Origin of the sequence: Streptomyces sp. NPDC006283 (assembly GCF_040613325.1) — a bacterium.
Taxonomy (GTDB): Bacteria; Actinomycetota; Actinomycetes; order Streptomycetales; family Streptomycetaceae; genus Streptomyces.
In genome coordinates, this window is the sequence record NZ_JBEXRZ010000241.1 from 1 (window position 1) to 10,862 (window position 10,862).

11 protein-coding genes are annotated in these 10,862 nt (G+C 71.7%); 6 read left to right on the top strand and 5 right to left on the bottom strand.

Annotation, left to right across the window (positions count from 1 at the left end):
- Positions 1-121: 121 nt before the first annotated feature.
- A complete protein-coding gene (locus ABZ070_RS31710) occupies positions 122-1,276 on the bottom strand; it encodes a cystathionine gamma-synthase (RefSeq protein WP_356638870.1) in 1,155 nt (384 codons plus the stop codon).
- 70 nt (positions 1,277-1,346) lie between these two features.
- Between ABZ070_RS31710 and ABZ070_RS31715 the strand changes: the two genes are divergently transcribed.
- The 5 genes from ABZ070_RS31715 to ABZ070_RS31735 all read left to right on the top strand — a co-directional run bounded on the left by ABZ070_RS31715 (position 1,347) and on the right by ABZ070_RS31735 (position 6,568).
- Positions 1,347-2,450 (top strand): hypothetical protein, encoded by a 1,104-nt coding sequence (locus tag ABZ070_RS31715; protein ID WP_356638872.1) that lies wholly within the window; start codon positions 1,347-1,349, stop codon positions 2,448-2,450.
- 82 nt (positions 2,451-2,532) lie between these two features.
- Entirely contained in the window at positions 2,533-3,195 is a 663-nt protein-coding gene (gene msrA / locus ABZ070_RS31720; RefSeq protein WP_356638874.1) for a peptide-methionine (S)-S-oxide reductase MsrA, read from the top strand.
- A gap of 354 nt (positions 3,196-3,549) precedes the next feature.
- Positions 3,550-5,187, top strand: coding sequence for a ribosomal protection-like ABC-F family protein (abc-f, locus tag ABZ070_RS31725; RefSeq protein ID WP_356638876.1), 1,638 nt, complete (start codon positions 3,550-3,552; stop codon positions 5,185-5,187).
- A gap of 141 nt (positions 5,188-5,328) precedes the next feature.
- Positions 5,329-5,970, top strand: coding sequence for an ATP-dependent Clp protease proteolytic subunit (locus tag ABZ070_RS31730; RefSeq protein ID WP_356638878.1), 642 nt, complete (start codon positions 5,329-5,331; stop codon positions 5,968-5,970).
- 1 nt (position 5,971) lies between these two features.
- Positions 5,972-6,568: an ATP-dependent Clp protease proteolytic subunit gene (locus ABZ070_RS31735; protein WP_356638880.1), complete on the top strand. Its 597-nt coding sequence runs from the start codon at positions 5,972-5,974 to the stop codon at positions 6,566-6,568.
- Positions 6,569-6,641: 73 nt separating this feature from the next.
- On the opposite strand, the gene ABZ070_RS31740 is transcribed toward ABZ070_RS31735, so the two are convergent.
- The 3 genes from ABZ070_RS31740 to ABZ070_RS31750 all read right to left on the bottom strand — a co-directional run bounded on the left by ABZ070_RS31740 (position 6,642) and on the right by ABZ070_RS31750 (position 8,679).
- On the bottom strand, positions 6,642-7,058 hold the full coding sequence (locus ABZ070_RS31740) for a helix-turn-helix transcriptional regulator (RefSeq protein ID WP_356638882.1): 417 nt from the start codon (positions 7,056-7,058) through the stop codon (positions 6,642-6,644).
- A 108-nt stretch (positions 7,059-7,166) separates the two neighbouring features.
- Positions 7,167-7,532, bottom strand: a complete 366-nt coding sequence (locus ABZ070_RS31745; protein WP_356638884.1) for a DUF1330 domain-containing protein — start codon at positions 7,530-7,532, stop codon at positions 7,167-7,169.
- A 103-nt stretch (positions 7,533-7,635) separates the two neighbouring features.
- Positions 7,636-8,679 (bottom strand): NAD(P)-dependent alcohol dehydrogenase, encoded by a 1,044-nt coding sequence (locus ABZ070_RS31750; RefSeq protein WP_356638886.1) that lies wholly within the window; start codon positions 8,677-8,679, stop codon positions 7,636-7,638.
- 128 nt (positions 8,680-8,807) lie between these two features.
- Between ABZ070_RS31750 and ABZ070_RS31755 the strand changes: the two genes are divergently transcribed.
- Entirely contained in the window at positions 8,808-9,671 is an 864-nt protein-coding gene (locus ABZ070_RS31755) for a helix-turn-helix transcriptional regulator (RefSeq protein WP_356638888.1), read from the top strand.
- A 3-nt stretch (positions 9,672-9,674) separates the two neighbouring features.
- Here the strand turns inward: ABZ070_RS31755 and ABZ070_RS31760 are convergent, their stop codons facing one another.
- Positions 9,675-10,667: a GNAT family N-acetyltransferase gene (locus ABZ070_RS31760; protein ID WP_356638890.1), complete on the bottom strand. Its 993-nt coding sequence runs from the start codon at positions 10,665-10,667 to the stop codon at positions 9,675-9,677.
- Positions 10,668-10,862 lie beyond the last annotated feature (195 nt).

The window sequence follows — 10,862 nt, forward strand, 5'->3', positions numbered from 1 at the left end:
GCTCGCTCTCCGGCGCGTAGCGGCACGCAGCCGCAGCGGCACCATCAGGACGAACACCGCGGCCATGCCCAGCAGCGCCACCGACGAGGACGACGGGGGCCTGCGGCATGTCAGAACCCTGTCAGCCCAGCGCCTGCTGCAGATCGGCCAGCAGGTCGTCGGCCGCCTCGATGCCCACCGACAGACGGACCAGGTCCCCGGGGACCTCGAGCGCGGAGCCCACGACGGACGCGTGCGTCATCCGGCCCGGGTGCTCGATCAGCGACTCCACACCGCCCAGGGACTCTCCCAGAGTGAACAGCTTGGCGCGGTTGCAGACCTCCACCGCCGCCTGCTCGCCGCCCTCGACCCGGAAGGAGACCATGCCGCCGAAGGCCCGCATCTGCTTGGCCGCGATCTCGTGGCCAGGGTGTTCGGGCAGCCCCGGGTAGAGGACCTGCGTGACCTTCGGGTGCCGGGTGAGCATCTCGGCGACGCGCGTCGCGTTCTCGCTGTGCCGGTCCATGCGGACCGGCAGCGTCTTGATACCCCGCAGCACGAGCCACGCGTCGAACGGTCCGGCGACCGCGCCCATCGCGTTCTGGTGGTACGCCAGTTCCTCGCCGAGGTCGGCGTCGGCGGCGATCAGCGCACCCCCTACGACGTCCGAGTGCCCGCCCATGTACTTGGTCAGCGAGTGCACAACGACGTCCGCGCCGAGCGCGATCGGCTGCTGCAGGTAAGGGCTGGCGAACGTGTTGTCGACGACGAGCTTCGCGCCCGCCGTGCGCGCGATGTCCGCGACGGCCGCGATGTCGGTGATGCCGAGCAGCGGGTTCGACGGCGTCTCGACCCAGATCACCTTCGTGCGGTCCGTGACCGACGCCCGCACCGCGGCCGGGTCGGACGTGTCCGCGACGGAGAAGTCCACGCCCCAGCGCTCGACCACCTTGGCGAAGAGCCGGAACGTGCCGCCGTACGCGTCGTTCGGGATCACCACGTGCGCGCCGGGGGACAGCAGCGTCCGCAGCAGGCAGTCCTCGGCCGCGAGCCCGGACGCGAAGGCGAGACCGCGCCGGCCGCCCTCGATGGCGGCGAGGTTCTCCTCCAGCGCGGTGCGCGTGGGGTTGGCGCTGCGGCTGTACTCGTAACCGCCGCGCAGTCCGCCCACGCCGTCCTGCTTGTACGTGGACACCTGGTAGATGGGCGGGACGACCGCGCCGGTCAGCGGATCCGCCGTGTTGCCCGCATGGATGGCGCGGGTCTCGAAGCTCTGCAAGCTGTGCTGGTCGCTCATGAGGCCAGAGCGTAGTCCCGTCCCGGACCGGACGTGGCCGGTCACCGCCCACGTCCGGGACAATGGGCCCATGGAGATTCTCTGGTTCCTGATCGCACTGTGCATGCTGGTGGCGATCATCGGCCCCGCAGTACTGCGCCGCCGCAACGGCATACGGCTCGCCGAGCCGGGCTCGCCCGACGCCGCGGACCCGGACACCTACGGATTCGTGCGCCAGGAGCTGCTGGACGTCCGGATGCCCGGCCCCGACCAGGACCTCCTCGACGTACTGGACGTCGTCCAGCGCACCCAGGACTGGAAGGCCGCGTCGCAGCTGCTCGCCGGGACGCCGAAGGAGAGCGAGCAGCGCTGGCAGCGCGTCCAGGCCTTCGCCGGCGCCGCCTCCCTCGAACTGCAGCAGCAGCCGGGCGTCGGCGGCGCGTGGCTGCGCAACTGGCGCTCCGAGGCCCCGAAGGACGCGGGCGCGGCGCAGGTGCACGCCGAGTTCCTGGTGCAGCAGGCCTGGCGTACGTCGACCGTGGGCGCGGACGACTTCCGGATCATCCTGGAGGAGGCCCGCACGGTCTGCGGCGAGGCCGCGCTCCTCGCTCCCGGCGACCCCGTGCCGTACATCGTCGAGCTGGCCGTCGCCCGCGGACTGGGCTACAGCCACGAACAGTTCGACCAGCTGTGGGCGAAGGTGATCGACCGGGCCCCCGACCACATGGGCGCCCACCTGGCCGCGCTGCACTACCTGTGCGAGAAGTGGCACGGCTCGCGCGAGGAGGCGGACCACTTCGCCACGACCGCCGCGGCCCGCGCCCCGCACGGTTCCCTGCTCGCCGCTCTCCCGCTCTTCGCGCTCTACGAGCACCTGCCGGAGGTGAACCTCGTGCGCTCCTTCTACCAGAGCGCGGTGGTCACCAAGGCCATGGAGGGCGCGCTGTTCGCGGTGCACTCCGCCCGCCCCGACGACCCGGTGCTCGCGCACGTACGCCATCTGCTCATCGTCTTCCTCGTGAACTCCGAGCGGTGGGCGGAGGCGATGCACCAGCTGGTGCAGGTCGACGGGCACGTCGGCGCGCTGCCGTGGACGACGGAGCCCGACCCGGCGGCGGCGTACACGGTCTACCGGGCCCTGGCGGTCGCCGGTTACGAGGCGAACGGCGGCAGCCCGGCGACGCTGCTGCGGTAGCGGCCGCCGCCTTGGCCCTGCGGAATGCACGACGGCACCGGGACGTTCTTCCCTGTGCCGTCACCGTGAAGGAGAACCAGTCATGCTCTTCGGCCGTACGCCCGTGCTGCCCACCCCCGAGCAGGCCCTCAAGGGCCGCCCCGACCCGTCCTTCACCGTCCCCGACCGCCACACCGTCCTCGGCAACCCCCTGCAGGGGCCCTACCCCGAGCACCTTCAAACCGCGGACTTCGCGCTGGGCTGCTTCTGGGGCGCGGAGCGCAAGTTCTGGCAGACCCCGGGCGTGTGGACGACCCTGGTCGGCTATCAGGGCGGCTACACGGAGAACCCCACGTACGAAGAGGCCTGCTCGGGCATGACGGGCCACACGGAAGCGGTCCGCGTCGTCTTCGACCCGTCGGTCGTGTCGTACGAAGATCTGCTGAAGCTGTTCTGGGAGTCCCACAACCCGACGCAGGGCTTCCGCCAGGGCAACGACGTCGGCACCCAGTACCGCTCGGCCGTCTACACCCACTCCCCCGCCCAGGCCGCGGCGGCGAAGTCGTCCCGCGACGCGTACCAGAAGGTCCTGACGGGCTCCGGCTACGGCACGATCACGACGGAGATCCTCCCGGCGGAGGGCCGCCCGTTCTACGCGGCCGAGGCGTATCACCAGCAGTACCTCGACAAGAACCCGGCGGGTTACTGCGGCATCGGCGGGACGGGGGTCTCCTGCCCGATCGGCGTGGCCAGGGCCGAGGGCTGAGCGCACCCACTTCGTCAAAGGCACTGGGGCGGGAACGACGGCCGTCGTTCCCGCCCCTCCGCGTCCGCGTGGCGCGACCGGCTCCCCGACCGGCACGCGAGCCGGTTCTTCCCACCCGGCAGGTGTCCGACGGACGCAGGGCCCGAAGCCCGTGGCACACTGGGGGCATGGGTTCCCACATGCACTACTTCTTTCTCTGATTCCGGGCGCGGACGCAGCGTGCGAGTCGTAGGACTCCGCTGACGTCCCTCTCTCCGCCCGTCCGACAGAAACCCTGCCCCGATTCCGGCATGCCCCGGCGCTGTGCGCGCCGCCACCGTGCCGTGCGCGGGGCTGTCATTCCAGGGAAAGACCATGCGCGAACGCGCCCAATTGATGATGAAGGACGTCTCCAAGGCGTACGACGGCAGTGTCGTCCTCGATCAGGTGTCGCTGACCGTGCGGCCCGGTGAGCGGGCCGGTGTCATCGGTGAGAACGGGTCCGGCAAGTCGACGCTGCTGCGGCTGCTCGCCGGGGCGGAAAGCCCCGACACCGGGGAGATCACCGCCAGCGCCCCCGGTGGCACCGGACATCTCGCCCAGACGCTCACCGGGACGTTCGGACTCGGCCCCGAGCACACCGTGCAGGACGTCGTCGACACCGCGCTCGCCGGGCTGCGCGACATCGAGCGCCGGATGCGCCAGGCGGAGGCCCGCCTGGGCGAGGCCGGTGAGGAGGAGCTCGCCGCATACGGGGAGCTGCTCACCGCCTTCGAGGAACGCGGCGGTTACGAGGCCGACGCCCGGGTCGACGCCGCGCTCCACGGGCTGGGCATCGCCCGGATCGCGCGCGGCCGGCCGCTTCGTACGCTCTCCGGCGGGGAGCAGTCGCGGCTGGCGCTGGCGTGCGTACTGGCCGCCTCGCCGGAGCTGCTGCTGCTCGACGAGCCGACCAACCACCTGGACCGGCAGGCCACCGAGTGGCTGGAGGAGCAGCTGCGCGGGCATCGCGGCACGGTGGTGGCGGTCACCCACGACCGGGCGTTCCTGGAACGCGTCGCCACCACCATCCTCGAAGTGGACCGCGACACCCGTACCGTGCGTCGCCACGGCGACGGCTGGGCCGGCTACCTGGCGGCGCAGGCCGCCGCCCGCCGGCGCAGGGAGCAGGACCACGAGCAGTGGCTGGACGAACTGGCCCGTACGCGGGAGCTCGTCGCCGCGTCGGGGCAGCGTCTCGCGGCGACGGGCAAGGACCCGCGCCAGGGCTTCGGCAAGCACCGGCGGTCGCACGAGGCGAAGTTGTCGGGCCGGGTCCGGGCGGCGCGGCAGCGCCTCGAACGGCTCGAGCGGGAGCCGGTGGCCGCGCCACCACCGCCGCTGCGGTTCACGGCACGGCCGGTCACCTCGGGCCGCTCGGGGCTGCTCGCCGAGCTCACGGACATCGCCGTCGGCGACCGGCTGCGGCTGGGCGGTCTGCGGGTGGAGTCGGGACAGCGGCTGCTGGTGTCCGGCCCGAACGGGGCGGGGAAAACGACCCTGTTGCGGGTCCTGGCGCGGGATCTGCATCCGGACGAGGGCACGGTGCACCATCAGGAGCGGGTGCGCATCGGCTATCTGGCGCAGGAGCTGCCGGCGTCGCCGCCGCGTCGGCCGTTGCTGTCGGCGTACGCGGCCGGCCGCGGCGGGCCGCCGGAGGAGTACGCCGAGGAGCTGCTCGGTCTCGGCCTGTTCCGCGAGGAGGACCTGGCCGTGCCGGTGCCGGCGCTGTCCGTGGGGCAACAGCGGCGTCTCGAGCTGGCCCGGCTGCTGTCGTCCCCGGCCGACCTGCTCGTCCTCGACGAGCCGACCAACCACATGGCGCCCGCGCTGATGGAGGAGTTGGAGGAAGCACTGGCAGCGTACGAGGGCGCCGTGGTCGCGGTCTCGCACGACCGGCGGTTCCGCGGCGCGTTCACCGGCGAGCGGTTGGAGCTTCGTGCCGGCCGTGCCGCGTCGGCGTGCCGGGTCTGACCTGGGGAAACGACAAAGAAGCCGGGTCCTTCGCCCGCAGCGAATCTGCTGCGGGCAGAGGTTTCTGACGCGGCGCCATGTGCGGGCCGACAGTGGGAGGACCGCGGCGATCACCGCCGCGGACCACCACGAGGAGGCCGGATGTCAGCCCTTGCCCCGTATCCACGAGCCGCCGACGAGGACACACCCCCGTCGCGGTTCGACGACCACCTGGCCGCGCAGCTGCTGACGCAGCGGATCGTGTTCCTCGGTACGCAGGTCGACGACGTGTCCGCGAACCGGGTCTGCGCGCAGTTGCTTCTGCTGTCGGCGGAGGACCCACGGACCGACATCAGCCTCTACGTCAACAGCCCGGGCGGGTCGGTGACCGCCGGGCTGGCGATCTACGACACGATGCGGCTGATCCCCAACGACGTGTCGACGCTCGCCATGGGATTCGCCGCGAGCATGGGGCAGTTCCTGCTCACCGTCGGCACCGCCGGAAAGCGTTTCGCGCTGCCGAACGCGCGGATCATGATGCACCAGCCGTCGGCCGGCATCGGCGGGACCGCCGCCGACATCGCGATCCAGGCCGAGAACCTCGAGTTCACGAAGAAGGCGATCGAAAGGATCACCGCGGAGCACACCGGTCAGCCCGAGGAGACGATCTCGCGCGACGGCGACCGCGACCGGTGGTTCACGGCGGAGCAGGCGAAGGAGTACGGCATGGTCGATCACGTCGTCGAGTCGCTCGAGGACGTCCGGCCCGCCGGGCCCCGGCGGCGTATCGGACTGGGGGGCTGACATGGGCCAGTACACGATCCCGAACGTCGTCGAACGGACGGCGCAGGGCGAGCGGTCCTACGACGTGTTCAGCCGTCTGCTGTCCGAGCGGATCATCTTCATCGGAACGGAGATCGACGACGGCGTCGCGAACGTCGTCATCGCGCAGCTGCTCCACCTGGAGTCGTCGAGCCCGGAGACCGAGATCGCGATCTACATCAACTCGCCCGGCGGCTCGTTCACTTCGCTGATGGCGATCTACGACACGATGACCTTCGTCCGTGCGCCCATCTCGACCTTCTGCGTCGGGCAGGCGGCCGAGTCCGCCGCGGTGCTCCTGGCCGGGGGCGACCCGGGCCGGCGGTACGTCCTGGAGCACGCGCGGGTGCTGCTGGGACAGCCCGCGAGCGGTGGCAGGCAGGGCACGGTCTCGGACCTCAGCCTCCAGGCCAAGGAGATGCTCCGGATCCGCTCCCAGGTGGAGGAGGTGCTGTCACGGCACACGCCTCACGGCGTGGCCGCCCTGCGCGCCGACATGGACCGCGACAAGGTGTTCACGGCGCAGGAGGCGGTGGCGTACGGGCTGGCGGACGAGGTGCTCAGCCGCCGGCAGGGGTGACGGCCGGCGGACGAGGTGCCCAGCCGGCCGTCGGCTCGTGCGACGGCCGGCCGGTGCACGGCCGGCCGGTGCGTCACGCGGCGAGGCGTACGTCGCCCTGCCGTGTGGCCCCCGCGGTCCGGCCGAGCCGGGTGGTGGTGGACCGGACGGGGCGTACGAGTTCACGGTGGGAGAGGGCGAGGAGATCAGCGAGCCCGAACCCCAGCGCGTGCGCGGCGGCCGCGAGGACCTCGGAGGAGGCCTCCTTGCGGCCGCGCTCGAGCTCGGAGAGGTACGGGACGGAGATCCGCGCGGCGTCTGCCACGTCCTTGAGGGTGCGCTCCTGCGCAAGCCGCTCGCGCCGCAGGACGCCGCCGACGACGTCCCGCCACAGGGGTTCCCTCGCGGGGGTGGGGGATGCCGGGGCGGGGGTCGCCGGGGCGGCCGGGGCGGCGGCCGAAGCCGGGCGCAGAGGGATGACACGGGCGCGGTTCGTCTCGTGGCTGCTCACCCCCTCAGCCTAGGAGCGCCGCAACCGCCTTGCGAGCAGGCGGCGTTGCGCCGGCGGCGAAATCGTCGCGGCTCGGGCGCGCCGGCGGTGGACGACACGGCCGCCGGCTCAGCGCCCGGCCGCACCCGCGCCCGCCTGCGCCTCCCTCATCCGGGCCGCCGTCACGGCGGGGTCGTAGCCGGGGGCGACGCCGTCGACGAGGACGACATCGCCGGCCATGTGGCGGGTCCGCAGCGGCAGGAGTTCCTGATAGGCGTCGGACGCGTACCACTCGCGGGCGTCGTCCAGGGCGGGGAAGGCGACGACGACCAGGGCGCACGGCCACTGTCCCTCGACCACTTCGAGGGTCGCCCCGTGGACGAGGAAACGGCCTCCGAAGGGATCGAGCGTCGCCTGGATGCGCTCCATGTAGTCGAAGACCTCGTCGTCCAGCTGTGCGGCGGGCCGCAGGTTCGCGACAGCGTAAGCGGTCATGGCGTCCTCCCCGGGATCAGCGGTTCGTAATGTGCTCCCGATGCTGCCCGGAGGGCGGGCACCCGTCGATTACCTCGGAGGTAGTCGACGGGTGCCGCACGCCTCAGATGGTGGCCGTGTCGATGACGAACCGGTAGCGGACGTCGCTCGAGAGCACCCGCTCGTAGGCCTCGTTGATCTGGTCGGCCCTGATCAGTTCGATCTCCGCGCCCAGTCCGTGTTCGGCGCAGAAGTCGAGCATCTCCTGGGTCTCGGCGATCCCGCCGATCATGGAGCCGGCGAGGGTCTTGCGGCCGCTGATGACCGAGAACAGGTTGAGGGAGATCGGCTCCTCGGGTGCGCCGACGTTGACGAGCGCGCCGTCCGTCTTCAGCAGGCCCAGGTAGGCGCCGAAGTCCAGGGGCGCCGAGACGGTCGAGACGATCAGGTCGAAGGTGCCGCCCAGCTTCTCGAAGGTCTCCGGGTCACTGGTGGCGTAGTAGTGGTCGGCGCCGAGCTTCAGGCCGTCCTCCTGCTTGCGCAGGCTCTGGCTGAGCACGGTCACCTCGGCGCCGAGCGCGTGCGCGATCTTCACGCCCATGTGGCCGAGGCCACCGAGCCCGACGACGGCGACGTTCTTGCCGGGTCCGGCCTTCCAGTGGGTGAGCGGCGAGTAGAGGGTGATGCCGGCGCACAGGAGCGGCGCGGCCTCGTCGAGGGCGAGGCCGTCGGGGATGCGGACGGTGTAGTTCTCGTCGACGACGATGTGTGTGGAGTAGCCGCCGTAGGTGGGCTCCCCGTTCCTGTCCAGGGCGTTGTAGGTGCCGGTCATGCCCTGGGTGCAGTACTGCTCCAGGCCCTGCCGGCAGTACTCGCACGCTCGGCAGGAGTCGACGAAGCAGCCGACGCCGACCCGGTCGCCGGCCTTGTACTTGGTGACCCCCGTGCCCACCTCCGTGACGACACCGGCGATCTCGTGGCCGGGCACCATCGGGAAGATGCCCTCTCCCCAGCCGTCGCGGGCCTGGTGGATGTCGGAGTGGCAGATGCCGGCGAACTTGATCTCGATGAGTACGTCGTGCTCGCCGACGGCGCGACGCGGGACGGTGGTCCGCTCCAGCGGGGCGTTGGCGGCGGGAGCGGCGTATGCGGAAACGTTCGTGGTCATGGCGTCGAGCCTGCCCGAGTCCCGGCGGGCCACCCAGCCCTCTGTTGTGCATATGTCTGCTGTGCCTACCACTGGCAGGGTCAGGCGGGCGCTCGTACGCCGCCCGAGGGCGTTGAATACTTGACTGCATGGACCAGCGTGCGGAGCTCAGCGAATTTCTCCGGTCCCGGCGGGCCCGGCTCAAGCCGGAGGACGTCGGGCTGCCCGACCTCGGCCGCCACCGCCGCGTGCCGGGGCTGCGGCGCGAGGAGCTGGCGCAGCTGGCGGGGGTCTCCGTCGCGTACTACACGCGCCTGGAGCAGGGCAACGGCCAGAACGTGTCCACCGAGGTGCTGGACTCGATCGCCCGCGCCCTGCGCCTGTCGGACACCGAGCGTTCGCATCTGACGCATCTGGCGAGTCCGAAGGCGAAGAAGAGGCGGCATTCGCCGCACCGGCAGCTGAAGGTGCGGCCGGGGCTGCAGCATCTGATCGACTCCATGGACACCGTCCCCGCATACCTTTTGGGCCGCCGCCTGGAGATCCTGGCGTGGAACCGGATGGCCCGCGCGCTGCTCGGCGACTTCGCCACGATGGCGCCGGAGGAGCGCAACATGGCGCGGATGGTCTTCCTCGACCAGGGCGCGCACGACCTCTACCTCGACTGGCAGTCCAAGGCGGTCGAGGTGGTGAGCGTGCTGCGGCTGTGCGCCGGCTGCTACCCGGACGACCCCCAGCTGTCGGCGCTGGTGGGCGAACTGTCGGTCAAGAGCGAGGAGTTCCGGTCGCTGTGGGCCGCCCATACGGTGCAGGAGAAGGGGCACGGCACCAAGCGGCTGCACCATCCCCTGGTGGGCGAGATGACGCTGGCCTACGAGACGCTGAAGCTGCCCGACGACCATGACCTGTCCCTGGTCACCTACCACGCCGAGCCCGGTTCGCGGTCCGAGGAGTCGCTGCGGCTGCTTGCGGGCTGGGGCGTGGACGAGGTGGCGAACGCCGGCGCGGTGTGACGCTCAGAGCTTGGTCTGGAAGTACCCGATGGCCCGCTCGCGCCGATAGCCGAGTTGTTCGTTGACGGCCAGCATGGGGCCGTTCTCGTCGGCGACCGTCGTGGCCACCTCCCGTACGCCGGGGTGCGCCGCGGCCACCACGTCCATCATGTGGCGCTTGACCGCCCTGCCGAGCCCGTGGCCGCGGTGGGCCGGGACGACGGCCGTGTCGTACTGCAGGGCCCGGACGTCGGAGGGGTCACGCAGCACCAGCTCGGTGTACGCGGCGACGCTGTCGGCACCGGACGCGGTGTGCACGACGGCGGAGGAGAGGATGACGCCACCGCGGTCGACGATCACCTGTGCGGCCTTGCGCACCCTGACCGCGTCCCACGGCGGGACGCTCTGGTCGACGTCCCCGAGGGGCGCGTCCTGCATGGCGTTGTGGGCCTCGGCGAACGCGTCGGCGAGCGCGTCGGGAACAACACCGGTCCAGTGGGCGTGGACGTAACCGTCGGGGAGCGCGGGCCGCACCGGCTGTGCGGCGAGCGCGTCCTGGATCTTCTGCACGTACCAGGCCAGCGGCAGTGCGTTGGAGAGACCGAGTCCGGTGGCGAACGCCTCGCCAGGACCGCCGCGTTCGACCACTGCGGAGACGGACGTCCGGTTGTCCGCGACGAGTTCGTCGCGTACGGCGGCCCAGAGCCGCGTCCCGACACCCTGCCGCCGGGCCCGCGGATGCACCGCCAACTGGTCGAGGAAACCGGTGTGCCGGTTGCTGCGGTCGGTGAACAGCACCAGCGAGGCCACACCGTCGTACGACCCGTCGGCGGCCTTGGCCGCCACGTGGACGGACCGTGCGTCGACCGAGGACATGCGAAGCCTGCCCTCGGTCTCGACCCTGCCCGGCGCCGGCACATGCCCGGGCAGGTCCGCGAGGTGCGCGGCCCGAACGACGGCGTGCCAGGCGTCGACGGCGGAATCGGTGGGCGGTGCGGGGAGCCTGGTGATCGTCATGCCTGGACGGTACGTTCCCGGCCCGTCCGCCGCGGGGGAATTCCGAGGGCGACGGACCCGGCGGCTCGGCTCGCGGCCGGCCAAGGCTGCCGCCAGGTTCCGGGCCCGGGGAGGCAACGCCGCAGGGGCGGCACCCTCTCACGGGGTTGCCGAAGCTCAAGGGCAAGCTCGACGGCATCGCCATGCGCGTTCCGG

Coding starts and splice junctions, on each gene's coding strand:
- ABZ070_RS31710 (WP_356638870.1), bottom strand. CDS start 1,276: ATGAGCGACCAGCACAGCTTGCAGAGCTTCGAGACCCGCGCCATCCAT.
- ABZ070_RS31715 (WP_356638872.1), top strand. CDS start 1,347: ATGGAGATTCTCTGGTTCCTGATCGCACTGTGCATGCTGGTGGCGATC.
- msrA (WP_356638874.1), top strand. CDS start 2,533: ATGCTCTTCGGCCGTACGCCCGTGCTGCCCACCCCCGAGCAGGCCCTC.
- abc-f (WP_356638876.1), top strand. CDS start 3,550: ATGCGCGAACGCGCCCAATTGATGATGAAGGACGTCTCCAAGGCGTAC.
- ABZ070_RS31730 (WP_356638878.1), top strand. CDS start 5,329: ATGTCAGCCCTTGCCCCGTATCCACGAGCCGCCGACGAGGACACACCC.
- ABZ070_RS31735 (WP_356638880.1), top strand. CDS start 5,972: ATGGGCCAGTACACGATCCCGAACGTCGTCGAACGGACGGCGCAGGGC.
- ABZ070_RS31745 (WP_356638884.1), bottom strand. CDS start 7,532: ATGACCGCTTACGCTGTCGCGAACCTGCGGCCCGCCGCACAGCTGGAC.
- ABZ070_RS31750 (WP_356638886.1), bottom strand. CDS start 8,679: ATGACCACGAACGTTTCCGCATACGCCGCTCCCGCCGCCAACGCCCCG.
- ABZ070_RS31755 (WP_356638888.1), top strand. CDS start 8,808: ATGGACCAGCGTGCGGAGCTCAGCGAATTTCTCCGGTCCCGGCGGGCC.
- ABZ070_RS31760 (WP_356638890.1), bottom strand. CDS start 10,667: ATGACGATCACCAGGCTCCCCGCACCGCCCACCGATTCCGCCGTCGAC.